General features: G+C 66.2%; 12 protein-coding genes. 5 read left to right on the top strand and 7 right to left on the bottom strand.

The window, feature by feature from the left end:
- Positions 1–3: 3 nt before the first annotated feature.
- The 7 genes from DA1_RS16935 to DA1_RS16905 form a co-directional block, all read right to left on the bottom strand.
- On the bottom strand, positions 4–1368 hold the full coding sequence (locus DA1_RS16935) for a branched-chain amino acid ABC transporter permease (RefSeq protein ID WP_013802771.1): 1365 nt from the start codon (positions 1366–1368) through the stop codon (positions 4–6).
- Between the two features lie 4 nt (positions 1369–1372).
- Positions 1373–2326, bottom strand: coding sequence for a branched-chain amino acid ABC transporter permease (locus tag DA1_RS16930; RefSeq protein WP_013802772.1), 954 nt, complete (start codon positions 2324–2326; stop codon positions 1373–1375).
- A gap of 52 nt (positions 2327–2378) precedes the next feature.
- Complete coding sequence (locus DA1_RS16925) at positions 2379–3614, bottom strand: branched-chain amino acid ABC transporter substrate-binding protein (protein ID WP_034392686.1); 1236 nt, start codon at positions 3612–3614, stop codon at positions 2379–2381.
- Positions 3615–4002: 388 nt separating this feature from the next.
- Positions 4003–5238: a branched-chain amino acid ABC transporter substrate-binding protein gene (locus DA1_RS16920; RefSeq protein ID WP_013802774.1), complete on the bottom strand. Its 1236-nt coding sequence runs from the start codon at positions 5236–5238 to the stop codon at positions 4003–4005.
- Positions 5239–5407: 169 nt separating this feature from the next.
- Positions 5408–7045 carry a 3-(methylthio)propionyl-CoA ligase gene (locus tag DA1_RS16915; RefSeq protein WP_034392681.1) on the bottom strand — a complete coding sequence of 546 codons (1638 nt, stop codon included), beginning with the start codon at positions 7043–7045 and terminating at the stop codon, positions 5408–5410.
- Between the two features lie 111 nt (positions 7046–7156).
- Positions 7157–8992: a CocE/NonD family hydrolase gene (locus DA1_RS16910; protein ID WP_034392679.1), complete on the bottom strand. Its 1836-nt coding sequence runs from the start codon at positions 8990–8992 to the stop codon at positions 7157–7159.
- Between the two features lie 90 nt (positions 8993–9082).
- A complete protein-coding gene (locus DA1_RS16905) occupies positions 9083–10795 on the bottom strand; it encodes a carboxylesterase/lipase family protein (RefSeq protein ID WP_034392677.1) in 1713 nt (570 codons plus the stop codon).
- 190 nt (positions 10796–10985) lie between these two features.
- Between DA1_RS16905 and DA1_RS16900 the strand changes: the two genes are divergently transcribed.
- From DA1_RS16900 to DA1_RS16880, 5 genes are all read left to right on the top strand, one after another.
- Positions 10986–12002 (top strand): AraC family transcriptional regulator, encoded by a 1017-nt coding sequence (locus tag DA1_RS16900; RefSeq protein WP_012205141.1) that lies wholly within the window; start codon positions 10986–10988, stop codon positions 12000–12002.
- 69 nt (positions 12003–12071) lie between these two features.
- Positions 12072–13616, top strand: coding sequence for a protein adenylyltransferase SelO (locus DA1_RS16895; protein ID WP_034392674.1), 1545 nt, complete (start codon positions 12072–12074; stop codon positions 13614–13616).
- Complete coding sequence (gene msrB, locus DA1_RS16890; protein ID WP_012205139.1) at positions 13613–14026, top strand: peptide-methionine (R)-S-oxide reductase MsrB; 414 nt, start codon at positions 13613–13615, stop codon at positions 14024–14026. The genes DA1_RS16895 and msrB overlap by 4 nt, the downstream gene beginning before the upstream one ends.
- Positions 14027–14152: 126 nt before the next feature.
- Positions 14153–14752, top strand: coding sequence for a septation protein A (locus tag DA1_RS16885; protein WP_034392671.1), 600 nt, complete (start codon positions 14153–14155; stop codon positions 14750–14752).
- The gene (locus DA1_RS16880; protein ID WP_034392668.1) at positions 14749–15030 is read left to right on the top strand and encodes a BolA family protein; all 282 of its coding nucleotides are present in this window, start codon (positions 14749–14751) and stop codon (positions 15028–15030) included. Before DA1_RS16885 ends, DA1_RS16880 begins: the two co-directional genes overlap by 4 nt.
- Positions 15031–15070: the final 40 nt, after the last annotated feature.

Raw genomic sequence — 15070 nt, 5'->3', positions numbered from 1 at the left:
GGTTCAACCCTCCCCGCGCTTGATGGCTTCTTCGATTTCTTCCTGGATGCGCTCCCAGCGGCGCAGGCACCAGCGCCTGGCCACTTCCAGCAGGCCCAGGCCCACCACGAAGATGGCAACGGCCACGGTCCAGGTCGATGCCGAGCTGGTATCGAGCTGCACGCCCATGAACGAGACCTGGGGACCCAGGGCCGCATTGAGCTGCAGGTGGTAGATCATCTCGACGATGGCCGCGCCGCCCACGATCATGACCAGGGCGCTGGCCGCGATGGCCAGGTAGGGCTGGGCCAGCCGGCGCCACTTGCCGAAGCGCGCCACGCGCAGGTTCATCATGATCAGGCTGGCAACGCCGCCCGGTGCGTACATCACCATCAGCAGGAACACCAGGCCCAGGTACAGCAGCCAGGCCTTGGTCAGCTCCGACAGCAGCACCGAGGCCAGCACCAGCAGCACGGCGCCGATGATGGGCCCGAAGAAGAAGGTGGCGCCACCCAGGAAGGTGAACAGCAGGTACGATCCCGAGCGCATGACGCTCACGCTGTCCATGGCCGTGATGATCTCGAAGTTGATGGCTGCAAGCCCCCCGCCCACGCCTGCGAAGAAGCCCGCGATGATGAAGGAGAAGTAGCGCACGCGCTGCGTGTTGTAGCCAACGAACTCCACGCGCTCGGGGTTGTCGCGCACGGCGTTGAGCATGCGCCCCAGCGGCGTGCCCGTGAAGGCGAACATGGCGGCCGTGCAGATGAAGCAGTAGGCGGCGATCAGGTAGTACACCTCCATGCCCGAGCCGAAGGTCAGCCCGAAGAAGGGCTTGCCATAGACGCGGTCGGTGGTGATGCCGCCCTCGCCCCCGAAGAACTCGGGGAACATCAGCGCCATGGACGCCACCAGCTCGCCGATGCCCATGGTGATCATGGCGAAGGTGGTGCCCGACTTCTTGGTGGTCACATAGCCCAGCAGGGCCGCGAAGAACATGCCGCCCAGGCCGCCGATGATGGGAATCAGCACCAGCGGAATGCCCCAGTCGCCGGAGCTGGCCCGGTTCATCGCATGGATGGCGATGAACGAGCCCAGCCCCGTGTAGACCGCATGGCCGAAGCTCAGCATGCCGCCCTGCCCCAGCAGGATGTTGTAGGACAGGCAGATGATGATGAGATAGCCGATCTGGCTGAGCATGGTCAGCGCCAGGCTGCTGGTGAACACCAGCGGCGCGACGATCAGCGCCAGGGCGAAGGCGCCCCAGATCAGGATGCGGCCGATGTTGAGCGGCTGGAAGCTGTAGTGGCGCCCTGCGCCCGCAGCCCCCGAAGCGCCCGGAACGCCTTTTGCGGCAGTGGATGTCATGGTCGTTTTGGTGATCGAGGACATGGTGTCAATCTCCCCGCGTGCCCAGGAGGCCCTTGGGCCGGAAGATGAGGATCAGCACCAGGAACAGGTAGGGCAGGATGGGCGCGACCTGGGAGATGGTGAGCTTGAGCAGCGGCCAGCCAAAGGTCTGCTCGCCGACCGGGCTGCCCAGCGAGGTCAGCAGGCTGGCCAGCGACCAGTCGATGGCCACGGCAAAGGTCTGCACGACGCCGATCAGCAGCGAGGCCACGAAGGCCCCCGCCAGCGAGCCCATGCCGCCGACCACCACCACCACGAAGATGATGGAGCCGACCGACATGGCCATGGCCGGCTCGGTCACATAGGTGTTGCCGCCGATGACGCCGGCCAGCCCCGCCAGCGCGCAGCCGCCGCCGAACACCATCATGAACACGCGCGGCACGTTGTGGCCCAGCGCCTCCACCATCTCGGGGTTCTTGAGCGCGGCCTGGATGACCAGGCCGATGCGCGTGCGCGTCAGCAGCAGCCAGACGGCCACCAGCATCAGCAGCGCCAGCAGCATCACGAAGGAGCGCGAGCGCGGGAACTGCGTGCCGTACAGCGTGAACAGGGGGCCCTGCAGCGCGGGCGGCAGTCCGTAGGGCACGGTGCCCCGGCCCCAGACCAGCTGCACCACCTCGAGGATGAGATAGGACAGGCCGAAGGTCACGAGCAGTTCGGGCACATGGCCGTACTTGTGCACGCGGCGCAGGCTGTAGCGCTCGAACATGGCGCCCAGTGCGCCCACCAGCAGGGGCGCGACGAACAGCGCGCCCCAGAAGCCGATGATGCCGCTGAGCGTGTAGCCGAAGTACGCGCCCAGCATGTAGAAGCTGGTGTGGGCGAAGTTGAGCACGCCCATCATGCTGAAGATCAGCGTCAGCCCCGAGCTGAGCATGAACAGCAGCAGTCCATAGCTCACGCCGTTGAGCAGCGATATGGTGAAGAACTCAAGCGTCATCGAAAGGCCTTGGTCTCGGTGCGTTGGGAACAGGAAGCGGTGCGGACCGCTCTCAGGACGGGCGCTTCATCTGGCAGGAGGTGGGCGTGCTGGCCACGTAGGGCTCGTAGTACTTCACCGGGGCGAAGGTGTAGCCCGTGTTCTCGGCGTCATACGGGCTCTTGCCGCCGGCCTTTTCCCAGCGCGTGATGTACAGGCCCTGCTGCAGCTGGTGGTCGCTCTTGCGCATCTCCACTTCGCCGTTGAAGCTCTTGAGCTTCATGCCCTCCAGCGCGGCCGCCACCTTCACGGGGTCCGTGCCGCCGGTCTTGACGAAGGCCGCGTCCAGCAGCGCGAACACGTGGTAGATCGAGCTTTGCGTGAGGTCGTCGTTCATCTTCTTCTTGAACTCGGCCATCAGCGGCTGGATGGGGCCGCCCATGTTGTAGTGGCCATAGCCCACGGTGTAGACCTTGCCGTCGGAGGCCGCGCCCATGGCCGTGGGCGAGCCCGAGCCGAAGGCGTAGTAGGTATAGAACTTGACGTTGTTCAGGCCCGCGTCGTTGGCCGCCTTGAGCAGCAGCGACAGGTCCGAGCCCCAGTTGCCCGTGATCACCGTGTCGGCCCCCGATTGCTTGATCTTGGCGATGTAGGGAGCGAAGTCGCGCACCTGGGCCAGGGGCGCGAAGTCGTCGCCCACCACCTGCACGTCGGGCCTCTTGGCCTTGAGCATTTCCTTGGCGTACTTGGAGACCTGCTGGCCGTGCGAGTAGTTCTGGTTGATCAGGTAGACCTTCTTGACCTCCGGCACGTCCTTCATGTACGTGGTCAAGGCCTCCATCTTCATGGAGGTGTCGGCATCCAGGCGGAAGTGCCAGTAGCTGCACTTGCTGTTGGTGAGGTCCGGGTCCACGGCCGCATAGTTGAGGTAGACCACCTCCTTGCCCTTGTTGCGTGCGTTGTGCTTTTCCAGCGCATCCATGATGGCCAGGGCCGGGCCCGAGCCGTTGCCCTGCACCACGTAGCGTGCGCCCTGGTCCATGGCCGAGCGCAGCACAGCCGTGGTCTCCTGCGGGCTGAGCTTGTTGTCCAGCGGGATGATCTCGAACTTCACGCCCGAGGCATTTTTCCTGTTGAACTCCTCGGCCATCAGCTGGAAGGTCTTGAGCTGGTTCGTGCCCACGGCGGCCATCAGACCCGACAGCGGATCGATCCAGCCGATCTTCACCGTCTCGCCCTTTTGCGCCCAGGCGCCCGATGCACAGGCCAACATGGCCGAGGCGGCCACCGAATGCACGATCCACTTCATTTTTCTGTCTCCTTTTTCCGGTTGATTCGGATATCTGTATTGGCGCCAGACTAACGCCTGAATGACAATTTCCCTCTGGGGAATGCCTTAGAAACTATCGCGCATGCGACTTGGCTGCGGCCCTGGACACATTGGCGACAGATCGCCATCGATCAGGCCAGAAAACCGTGTTTTGCCTGATTTCAGGCAAAAAAAGGGGCGCCTCGCGCCCCTTTGCGAAGTCATGCGTTCTCCCGTATATCAATGAGCCATGGCGATCAGCCAGAAACAGGCCTGTCGCAACGATGAGGCACCGAGGAAGGGCCGCCCCGCACCGAGGGTGCCGTCCCCCTCCCGCGAAGCGAGAGAGGGGGAAGCGGCGCAGCCGCTCAGGGGGTGGCTTTTCATTTCAGGAGGGACGCTTCATCTCACAAGAAGTCGGCGTGCTGGCCACATAGGGCTCGTAGTACTTCACGGGTACGAAGGTGTAGCCGGTGTTCTCCGAGTCCATCGGGTACTTGCCGCCCGCCTTTTCCCAGCGCGCGATGAACAGGCCCTGCTGCAGCTGGTGGTCGCTCTTGCGCATCTCCACTTCGCCGTTGAGGCTGTTGAACTTCATGCCTTCCATGGTGGCCGCCACCTTGGCCGGGTCCGTGGTCTTGGCGCGCAGGAAGGCCTGGTCCAGCATGGTCAGGCCCGAGTACAGCGAGCCCGTGTACATGTCGTCGTTGAACTTGGCCTTGTAGCCCTTGGTGATGCGGTCCAGCGGGCCGGGCAGGTTCATGTGGCCGTAGCCCACCATGTAGACCTTGTCGGCGGCGGCCGCGCCCATGGCCGTGGGCGCGCCGGTGGCGATGGCGTAGTAGGTGTAGAACTTGACGTTGTTCAGGCCTGCATCGCTGGCGGCCTTGATCAGCAGCGCCAGGTCCGAGCCCCAGTTGCCCGTGATCACCGAGTCGGCACCCGACTGCTTGATCTTGGCGATGTAGGGTGCGAAGTCGCGCACCTGGGCCAGCGGCGAGAAGTCGTCGCCCACGATCTCCACATCGGGGCGCTTGCGCTTGAGCATCTCCTTGGCGTATTTGGAGACCTGCTGGCCGTGCGAGTAGTTCTGGTTGATCAGGTAGACCTTCTTGACCTCGGGCACGTCCTTCATGTACGTGGTCAAGGCCTCCATCTTCATGGAGGTGTCGGCATCCAGGCGGAAGTGCCAGTAGCTGCACTTGCTGTTGGTCAGGTCCGGGTCCACGGCAGCGTAGTTGAGGTAGACGACTTCCTTGCCCTTGTTGCGCGCGTTGTGCTTTTCCAGCGCATCCATGATGGCCAGGGCCGGGCCCGAGCCGTTGCCCTGGAAGACGTAGCGCACGCCCTGGTCCATGGCCGAGCGCAGGGCCGCCGTGGTTTCCTGCGGGCTGAGCTTGTTGTCGATGCCGATGATTTCGAACTTCACGCCCGAGGCCGTGCCCTTGTTGAGCTCCTCGGCGATGTACTGCAGGCTCTTGAGCTGGTTGGACCCCAGCGCGGCCATGAGGCCGGACAGCGGGTCGATCCACGCAACCTTCACCGTCTCGCCCTTCTGGGCCATGGCGCCCGTGGCGCAAGCCAGGGCCAGGGATGCCGTCAATGCCTTGATCGCAAACTTCATGAAGCGTCTCCTCTTGTGGTGGTTTCTGGGCGAGGCCCAGGGTAATGGCCCCTGTGCCCTGCCCTGATCGGTGATTGCCCCTAGCGGCTATCGCCGACGAGACTCGGACCGGCCGCCCCGGCCAGGCCATGCCCCCGCATGCCCTGGCCCGGTGGCCGCCCGCAACGGCTCAAAGCCCCGGCAGCCGGTAGCCGGCCAGCTGCTCGCGCAGCCGGGTCTTGAGCATTTTTCCGGTGGCGCCCAGCGGAATGGCATCGACGAAGACCACGTCGTCGGGGATCTGCCACTTGGCGGTCTTGCCCTCGTAGAACTTGAGCAGTTCCTCGCGCGTGACCTCGGCGCCGGGCTTCTTCGCCACGGCGACGATGGGGCGCTCGTCCCACTTGGGATGCGGCATGCCGATGCAGGCGGCCATGGCAACGGCCGGATGGGCCATGGCGATGTTCTCGATGTCGATGGAGCTGATCCACTCGCCGCCGGACTTGATCACGTCCTTGCTGCGGTCGGTGATCTGCATGAAGCCGTCCGGGTCGATGGTGGCCACGTCGCCCGTGGGGAACCAGCCGCGGCCCTGCGCGTCCTTGACCAGCGGGCTCTCGCCCTTGAAGTAGCTGTCCACGATCCAGGGGCCGCGCACCAGCAGGTCGCCGTAGCTCTTGCCGTCCCAGGGCTGGTCGGTGCCGTCGCTGTCGACGATGCGCATGTCCACGCCGTAGATGGCGCGGCCCTGCTTTTGCAGGATCTTCATCTGCTCGTCCTTGGGCAGCTGCAGCTGCTTGTTCTTGAGCGTGCACAGCGTGCCCAGCGGGCTCATCTCGGTCATGCCCCAGGCATGCAGCACCTCCACGCCGAACTCGTCCTGGAAGGCCGTGATCATGGCCGGCGGGCAGGCGGAGCCGCCGATCACCGTGCGCTTGAGCGTGGAAAACCGCAGGCCGCCCGGCCTGATGTGGCCCAGCAGCATCTGCCAGACCGTGGGCACGCCGGCCGCGTAGGTGACGCCCTCGGCCTCGATCAGCTCGTACAGCGACTTGCCGTCCAGCGCCGGGCCGGGGAACACCAGCTTGCAGCCCGTGAGCGCGGCCGAGTAGGGAATGCCCCAGGCGTTGACGTGGAACATGGGCACGACGGGCAGCACCGAGTCGCGCGCCGATATGCACATCACATCGGGCAGCGCGGCCGCGTAGGCGTGCAGCGTGGTGGAGCGGTGGCTGTAGAGCACGGCCTTCGGGTTGCCCGTGGTGCCGCTGGTGTAGCACATGCTGGAGGCCGTGTTCTCGTCGAATTCGGGCCACTGGTACTGGTCGGACTGGCCGCCAATCCAGTCCTCGTAGCTGACCAGGCCCGGAATGCCGCTGTCGGCGGGCAGGCGGTCCGCATCGCACAGCGCCACCCACTGGCGCACAGTGGGGCATTTGGCATGCACGGCCTGGATGATGGGAAGGAAGGTCAGGTCAAAGCACATGACGCGGTCTTCCGCGTGGTTGATGATCCACGCCACCTGGTCGGGGTGCAGGCGCGGGTTGACCGTGTGCAGCACGCGGCCCGAGCCGCTGACGCCGAAGTACATCTCCATGTGGCGGTAGCCGTTCCAGGCCAGCGAGGCCACGCGGTCGCCAGGCTGCAGGCCCAGGCCGTCCAGCGTGTTCGCCAGCTGGCGCGAGCGCCGTGCCAGGTCGCGGTACGTATAGCGATGGATATCGCCCTCCACCCTGCGCGAGACGATCTCCGCATCGCCATGGTGGCGGTCGGCGAAGTCGATCAGCGACGAGATCAACAGTGGTTGGCTTTGCATCAGACCCAGCATCTATAGGCTCCTAAGGTGATTGAACTTGGTGAACGTCGTGAACTGCGGACCGCGGATTCGCGCAAGGCCAAGGCCCTGGTGCGCGATGCCGCTGCCCGCATGGAGGGTGGCTCAGGCCGGCGCCCTGGGTCCGATCCCGGCAGGGACAGGCGCATCGTTTTTCCGGCATGGTTGACGCATTGTCTTGTCGCAACTCGGCAGCGTCTTCGCATGCTCGTATGGGATATACCCTAGGACGATGCTGGAGGCATGCGCCGCGTCATGCCACAGCGTGTTCGTGGACGGCGTCTTGTCGTTGCCGAAGATCCAGTATCCAGTCTGCGATGGCGAATCCACTGTCACGCGAATGCTTGAACCGGCGCGGAACACATGCGCGAATTTCTGGATCTCCACCCGCATCAACTGGGGCTGGCCGGCAACCAGTGGCACATCCTTGTCCCGTGTGTAGGCACCCCAGGGACGCAGCGCCGTGGATCGGCTCTCATCGAGTGCACGCTTGGAGGCACGCAGCCAGCCGCGCTGCACGAACATTTCCTGCCCGTCCGGCCGCACCTCGGACACGGTGACCTGGATGTCGGTATTGGCGGCCGTGGCGCTGAGCCACAGGTCGGCCGAGCCTTCGCCATAGAAGCTCAGGTCCTGCGGCAGGGCCGCCGTGGTGAAGACCAGTTGGCCATCCTTTTCCGACGCGGGCACGGCGGGCCAGCCTTCGGCCGCCGGGTTGTTCACCTGCGGGCTCAGGGCCGGATAGCGGTAGCTGGACGAAGCCGTGCCTGAGGCGGGGGCGCTGTCGCCCAGCGCCTGGCCCGGCTGCATCCACAGGCGCAGGGGCTTGACCTGGACAGGCAGCCGGTCAAACCGTGCCTCGCCCGTGGGCATGAGCTTGGCGCCGCCATTGAGGGCCTTGGCGTCCGTGGTCTGCATCTCCTGCAGCAGGCGCACGCGCGGCTCCTTGTCGAAGCCGTTGTCCTCGCCCTTGACGAAGCGCGCCAGGAAGCGCTTCAAGGTCTGGTCGATATGGTCCGAGGTGATGTTCGTGTGGTGGTCGCCGTTGGAGCTGACCAGCCACATCCTGTCGGGCGCAATGGTGTCCTCGTAGTAGCCCGAGCGCGGGCCGATCTGCTCGTCCTGCCAGGACTGCGTGCCCAGCGTGGGGATATTGATCTTGCCGCTTTGCAGCATGGCGCTGCGCTCCAGGTACAGGCCATCGGCATAGGGGTTGTCCAGCCACTTGATCAGGTCCAGCTCGGGCCGCTTGATCTTCTCGATGTTGTCGGCCACGGTCTTGGCGCATTCCGTGTCGCCACCGTTCTTCACCGCCAGGTCGGCGGCGGTGCGCCAGATGCGCGGGAAGCCGTTCCACCACTGCGCCGGAAAGCCAATGTTGGCAATGCCGCCCGGATAGCCCACGTCCCGGTAGGGATCGCCCACATTCTTGCTGGGCGTGATCGCCAGCAGCCCCTTGGGCCGGTGTGCCGCCACCCACAGCTGGTTGTAGCCCGAGTACGAGTAGCCGATCATGCCGATGCGGCCGTTGGACCAGGCCTGCCGCCCGGCCCATTCGATGGCAAAGGCACCGGCCGCACCTACGCTGGCGTCAAACACCTTGTCATCCCCCGTGGAGCAGCCCGTGCCCGGCACGTTCAGCCCCATGACCGCATAGCCTTCCTTGGTCCAGGGACTGCTGATGTTGGGGTACGAGCCCGAGATATAGCCGTCGTACTCGACCAGCAGCGGGAACGGGCCCTGCCCCTCGGGCAGCAACAGCGAGTAGCGCATCCTGCTGCCGTCCGGCAGGGTGATGTAGCCCGATTGCTGGCCCGGCCCCATGGGCGCGGGCATGCCCGACGATCCCCCTCCGCAGGCGGCCAGGCCCACGGCGGCGGCCGCAATGGCCCCCGCCAGCGGCCAGCGCCAGGCATGTGTGAAAACGGTCTTGACTGTCATGGGTACTTGTCTCCTTCGTTGTTGTTGGCTATCTCTTGGGGCTTGCCGCAGCAAGCCCCTGCTCGCTCATCTGCTCGCTCAACGGCTCTCTCACTGCAGCCGGATGCTGGTCGCTCCCGGCTCGGCGTCGAAGATCAGGCTGGACGGCCAGGGCTTCCAGGCCTGGCCCAGGGCCGCGTTCTGCGGATTGCCCGTCTGCATGAAGGCCTTGAGGCTGGCCATCATGGCGTTCGACAGCGCCAGCCGGCCCGGGGCATTCGCCGTGCTGTTGGTCACGCGGGAGAACACGGACGGCCCGAAGTTGCCGAAGAGAAAGGGCAGATCGAACGCATGGGCCGCGCCGTAGACCGTGTTCCAGGGGGCGGGCTGGCGCGCCCAGTCGAAGCGGTAGCTCCAGACCTCGGCCTGGCGCGTGCGCAGCGTATTGAGCAACTGGTCGCGGCTGGGATCGGCGAACAGATGGGTCAGTTGCGCCATGCGGGCGTTGTAGCCGGTGACCGGCGTATCGACGGGCAGGTAGGCGGCATCAATGATGTCGGCCAGGCCCGGCGCGTTGGGCGACTGCGCATCGAAGGACTGCATCATGCGAAAGCGCGCCGCATCATCGATCCTGAAGCCCGGCTTGCCGCCCAGCGCCGCCAGCAGGGGCGCGAACAGCTTGCCCTCCTCGGCCGTGTAGCCGGCCATCACGGGCATGCGGTTGTATTGGCCCGCAGCCAGCGCAGCCATGGGATCGGTGGGCAGCAGCAGGCCGTCGGGAATCGGTCCCGCGCCCGTCAGGCCCTTGGCCACCAGGGTCTGCAGCAGCACGCGCGCATCCTTGCCGCGCAGGTAGGCCGCAATCTGCGCCGGTGTCCAGCCGGCAGCCACCGTGGCCGCAGCCGCCACATCGGCAGCCAGCCCATCGGCCACCATCAGATGGGCCAGCAACAGCGCGGACTGGGTGGCGTAGGCCGAAGCCGGCTTGAGCGTGGCCAGCACGCCGGCCGGCAGGTTGGATGGAAGCGACAGCCCGCCGCTGATGGGCACCAGCCTGTGGAACAGGCCGCGCGCCGACTCGGCCGCCAGCAGCGCCAGCACATTGGTGGCACCCGCCGACTGGCCCATGAGCGTGACATTGCCCGGATCGCCGCCAAAGCCCGCGATATTGCGCTGCACAAAGCGCAGCGCCTGCAGGTTGTCCAGCAGCGCGAAGTTGCCCGTGGCCGGCGCGCCGGCCTGCATCTGCGGCATGTGCATGTAGCCCAGGATGTCCAGCCGGTAGTTGGCCGTCACCACCACGGCATTGGCGGCGCGTGCCAGGGCCGCGCCGTCATACAGCGGATCGGCCGTATAGCCCGAGATGGCGCTGCCGCCGTGGATGAACACCAGCACCGGCAGCTTCTCGGCACCGCTGGCCGGGCGCCAGATGTTGAGCGTCAGGCAGTCCTCGCTGCCCACGGGCTGGCCCAGGGTGGAGGCAATGGTGTCGTCGAAGCGGTTGTTGGCTCCCGGGCCGTACATGCGCCCGATCTGCAGGCAGGCATTGCCGAACTGGCGCGCCTCGCGCACGCCCTCCCAGGCCTTGGGCTCGGCCGGCGGCTGCCAGCGCAGCGCGCCCACGGGCGCCTGGGCAAAGGGCACGCCCTTCCAGTAATAGGTGCCCGTGGCCGCGCCATCGTCCACGCCGCGCAAGGGGCCGTAGGCCGTCTCGCGCAGTTCGGGACCTCCGCCGCCCGAGCCGCCGCAGGCCGCCAGCCACAAAGCCATTGAAGCCACGGCCAGGCGTATGCCGCCAGCCATCCACCGCTGTCCTGTGCGCATGCTTGTCTCCTGAATGGTTTTTGGGGTTTCCCGTATGGGCCGCGCCGGGCCCATGGGTCACACTGCGCAGTCGTTCGCCGCGCTGCAAAAATTCTAGGAACAGCGCGGCAAAACGCCGCTATCGCAACCACGCCAAAACAGTGACTTCAGAACGCAAACAGCGCCCCGAATGGCCCAGGAAAACCCGGTCATGACAACGCAGCGCAGCAGCTCCGCCGCCTGGGTGCGCGGCATCCTGGACATGATGGCCACCGAAGGGCTGGCCCCGCAAAGCCTGTGCGCCGCAGCCGATATCGACCTTGCCGCACTGCAGCATTCGCAGGCCCGTACCGATGTGGACCGCGTGAGCCGGCTCTGGGAGCTGGCCGTGGCCCAGTCCGCCAATCCCACGCTGGGGCTGGACCGGCAACTGGCCGCGCGCCACGGCAACATCGATCTGGTCGGCTACTCGCTGGCTTCGGGCCCGCACCTGCTGGCCGGCTTCCGCGACCTGGAACGCCACATGGCCGTGATCTCGGACGCAACGTCCTTCACGCTGGAGCGCGATGCGCGCGGCTACTGGTTGTCCATACATCACATCGGCGCCACACGGCCCGTGCCGCGCCAGCGCGTGGAGTTCGCCGTGCTCACGCTGCTGGTGCTGTGCAACTGGCTGACGCGGCGCGATGTCCGGCCTCTGGCCGTGGAATTCATGGCCGAGGCGCCCGCCCCCTCGCACGAGGCCGCCTACCGCGCGGCCTTCGGCCTGCTGCCGCGCTTCGGCGAGGACGCGAACCGCTTCCTGCTGTCCGAGGCCGACCTGCTCGCCCCCATTCCCACACACAACCCCGAACTGCTGGCACTGCACGAAAAGCTGGTCGAAACCGAGCTCGACCACCTGGGCCAGGCCGGCGTGGGCGCGCGCGTGCGCCACGAGATCGCGCGCCTGCTGCCCCAGGGCGAGCCGCGCCGCGAAGACGTGGCCAGCCTGCTGGGCCTGACCGACCGCACCTTGCAGCGCCGCCTGCAGGCCGAAGACACCAGCTACCAGCAACTGCTGGACGAAACCCGGCGCGAGCTGGCCTTGCAGTACCTGGGCGAACCGCGCCGCAGCCTGGCCGAGGTGGCCGACCTGCTGGGCTTTGTGGACCAGAGCAACCTCTTTCGCGCCTGCCGCCGCTGGTTCGGCATGCCGCCGGGCCAGTACCGGCAGCAACTGCGTGCGTGAATGCATGCGGTGAATGTGCGCATGAACCTTGCGCCCCACGGGGCATAGGCGCTGGGGGACAATTCCCGCATGAACCTGCATGCTGCCGCCGAAGGCCAGGCTCCGGCGACCTCCCCACGCCCACCCATCTCCTGGCAAGACGGCTTCGCCGCCCTGGGCCCGGACTTCTTCACCCATCTGCGCCCCACGCCGCTGCCCGAGCCGCACTGGATTGCCACCAGCACCGGCACCGCCGAGCTGCTGGGCCTGGACCCGCAGTGGCTGGCCTCCGATGAGGCCCTGCAGGCGCTCACCGGCAATGCCGTGCTGCCCGGCAGCCATCCGCTGGCCAGCGTCTACAGCGGCCACCAGTTCGGCGTCTGGGCCGGCCAGCTTGGCGACGGCCGTGCCATCTTGCTGGGTGAGACCGCCTCGGGCCACGAGATTCAGCTCAAGGGCGCGGGCCGCACTCCCTATTCGCGCATGGGCGACGGGCGCGCCGTGCTGCGTTCGTCCATCCGCGAGTTCCTGTGCAGCGAGGCCATGCACGCCCTGGGCATTCCCACCACGCGCGCGCTGAGCCTCACCGGATCGCCCGCCCCCATTCGCCGCGAAGAGATCGAGACCGCTGCCGTGGTGGCGCGCGTGGCGCCCAGCTTCATACGCTTCGGCCACTTCGAGCACTTTGCGGCGCGCGACCAGATAGCGCCTTTGCGCCAGCTGGCCGACTACGTGATCGACCACCATTACCCCGAATGCCGCACGGCCGAGGCACTGGCCGGCAACGCCTACGCCAACTTCCTGCAGGCCGTGAGCGAGCGCACGGCGCGGCTGCTGGCGCACTGGCAGGCCGTGGGCTTTTGCCATGGCGTGATGAACACCGACAACATGAGCATCCTGGGCCTGACCATCGACTACGGGCCCTTCCAGTTTCTCGATGCCTTCAACCCCGGCCACATCTGCAACCACAGTGACACCCAGGGCCGCTACGCCTTCAACCGCCAGCCCCAGGTGGCCTACTGGAACCTGTACTGCCTGGGCCAGGCCCTGCTGCCGCTGATCGGCGAAGAGGAACTGACCATTGCAGCGCTGGAGTCGTACAAGCAGGTTTTTCCGCAGGCCTATGGCGCCCTCATGCTGCGCAAGCTGGGCCTGCCCGAAGATGCGCCAGGCACGCCGCCCGCCGAGGGGCGCTTTGCCGCCCTGGTGAACCCGCTGCTGCAGCTCATGGCCGACAACGCGGTGGACTACACCATCTTCTTCAGCCGCCTGACCGATGCGGTGGCTGCCGATGCCAGTGCCAGTGCCGGTACGGACCTCGACCTCGAGCCCGTGCGCGACCTGGCGCTGGACCGCGAGGCCTTCGACCGCTGGGCAGCCCTGTACGCACGGCACCTGGCAGGCACGGATGCAGCGGCAGCCGCCGCTTTGATGCAAGAATCGAATCCGCGCTTCGTGCTGCGCAACCACCTGGGCGAGATGGCCATCCGCGCCGCAAAGGCCGGTGACTTCGCTCCCGTGCGTCAATTGCTGGCCGTGCTGCAGACTCCGTTCGCCCCCCACGCCGAGCATGCCGAATGGGCAGGCTTCCCGCCCGACTGGGCTTCCTCCATCGAGATCAGCTGTTCATCATGAGCTTTCCCATCCACAAGACCGAACAGGAATGGCAGGCCGAGCTGCAGGCCAAGGGCGCCGAACCTGCCGCCTTTCAGGTGACACGCCATGCAGCCACCGAGCGCCCGTTCACCGGCCGCTATGAACAGTTCTGGGCCGATGGCAGCTACCACTGCATCTGCTGCGGCAGCAAGCTGTTCGACTCCGACACCAAGTTCGATGCCGGCTGCGGCTGGCCCAGCTTCGACCGCGCCATCCCCGGCGCCATCACCGAAATCGTGGACCGCAGCCACGGCATGGTGCGCACCGAAACCGTCTGCAGCCAGTGCGGCGCCCACCTGGGGCATGTATTCCCCGACGGCCCCTCCGACACAGGACTGCGCTACTGCATGAATTCCGCATCGCTGGAATTCGAGCCGCCCAAGGCCTAGGCTCCAGGCCCGCAAAAACCCCAGGCCACGCGGCCCTGCACCGATGCCGGGCCGCGCCGGCTGCGCCACAATGCGCCTGCCAAGCTCAGGCCCCATGCCTGACTCCAAGCCCATCGAAACCTTCCAATGAAGTTACTGATCGACTTTTTCCCCATCATCCTGTTCTTCGTCGCCTTCAAGGTCTGGGGCATCTACACGGCAACGGCCGTGGCCATCGTCGCCACCATTGCCCAGATCGCCTACCTGCGCGTGCGCCACGGCAAGGTCGAGCCCATGCAATGGGTGAGCCTGGGCGTGATCGTGCTGTTCGGCGGCGCCACCTTGCTGGCCCACAACGACACCTTCATCAAGTGGAAGCCCACCGTGCTGTACTGGCTTATGGGCAGTGCCCTGTTGATAGGCCAGCTGGTGTTCCGCAAGAACCTGCTGCGCTCGGTCATGGGCGCACAGCTGCAACTGCCCGACAACGCATGGCGCACCCTGAACTGGAGCTGGGCGGCGTTCTTCGCGGTCATGGGCGCGCTCAACCTGGTCATCGCCTACCGCTTCGACACCGACACCTGGGTCAACTTCAAGCTGTTCGGCGGAATGGGGCTGATGCTGGTCTTCGTGATCGGCCAGGCCATCTACATGAGCCGCTTCATGCAGGAAGACAAGGGCGAGGCAGCAGCCGCCACGCCCGACGCCCTGCCCCCGTCTGGCGTGCAGCAGGACAAGCAGCCATGAGCGTGCCCGCCCATCCGCTGCCCATCACCGCCGAAGCCATGCAGGCCGTGCTGCGCGAGCGCCTCGCCCCCGATCACCTGGAAGTGATCGACGAGAGCCACCAGCACGCCGGCCATGTGGGCGCCAACGGCACCGGCTTCGGCACGCATTTCCGCGTGCGCATTGCGTCACCTTTGTTTCAAGGCAAGCCACGCGTGGCACGCCATCGCCTTGTGTATGATGCGCTGCAAGAATTCATTGACCAGGGCGCACACGCCATCGCCATCGAGGTTCTTTGAACTTTTACAGGCTCCGACGATTCGGAGCCTGTTGCGTATC

The sequence above is a fragment of the Delftia acidovorans NBRC 14950 genome, from assembly GCF_001598795.1.
GTDB classification, from domain to species: Bacteria; Pseudomonadota; Gammaproteobacteria; order Burkholderiales; family Burkholderiaceae_C; genus Comamonas; species Comamonas acidovorans.
The sequence above is the reverse complement of the archived record's forward strand: the minus strand, read 5'-3'. Positions and strand labels throughout refer to the sequence as shown.

Bases quoted from the DNA above. Each gene is read 5' to 3' on its own strand.
- DA1_RS16935 (WP_013802771.1), bottom strand. From the start codon at position 1,368: ATGTCCTCGATCACCAAAACGACCATGACATCCACTGCCGCAAAAGGC.
- DA1_RS16930 (WP_013802772.1), bottom strand. From the start codon at position 2,326: ATGACGCTTGAGTTCTTCACCATATCGCTGCTCAACGGCGTGAGCTAT.
- DA1_RS16925 (WP_034392686.1), bottom strand. From the start codon at position 3,614: ATGAAGTGGATCGTGCATTCGGTGGCCGCCTCGGCCATGTTGGCCTGT.
- DA1_RS16920 (WP_013802774.1), bottom strand. From the start codon at position 5,238: ATGAAGTTTGCGATCAAGGCATTGACGGCATCCCTGGCCCTGGCTTGC.
- DA1_RS16915 (WP_034392681.1), bottom strand. From the start codon at position 7,045: ATGCTGGGTCTGATGCAAAGCCAACCACTGTTGATCTCGTCGCTGATC.
- DA1_RS16910 (WP_034392679.1), bottom strand. From the start codon at position 8,992: ATGACAGTCAAGACCGTTTTCACACATGCCTGGCGCTGGCCGCTGGCG.
- DA1_RS16905 (WP_034392677.1), bottom strand. From the start codon at position 10,795: ATGCGCACAGGACAGCGGTGGATGGCTGGCGGCATACGCCTGGCCGTG.
- DA1_RS16900 (WP_012205141.1), top strand. From the start codon at position 10,986: ATGACAACGCAGCGCAGCAGCTCCGCCGCCTGGGTGCGCGGCATCCTG.
- DA1_RS16895 (WP_034392674.1), top strand. From the start codon at position 12,072: ATGAACCTGCATGCTGCCGCCGAAGGCCAGGCTCCGGCGACCTCCCCA.
- msrB (WP_012205139.1), top strand. From the start codon at position 13,613: ATGAGCTTTCCCATCCACAAGACCGAACAGGAATGGCAGGCCGAGCTG.
- DA1_RS16885 (WP_034392671.1), top strand. From the start codon at position 14,153: ATGAAGTTACTGATCGACTTTTTCCCCATCATCCTGTTCTTCGTCGCC.
- DA1_RS16880 (WP_034392668.1), top strand. From the start codon at position 14,749: ATGAGCGTGCCCGCCCATCCGCTGCCCATCACCGCCGAAGCCATGCAG.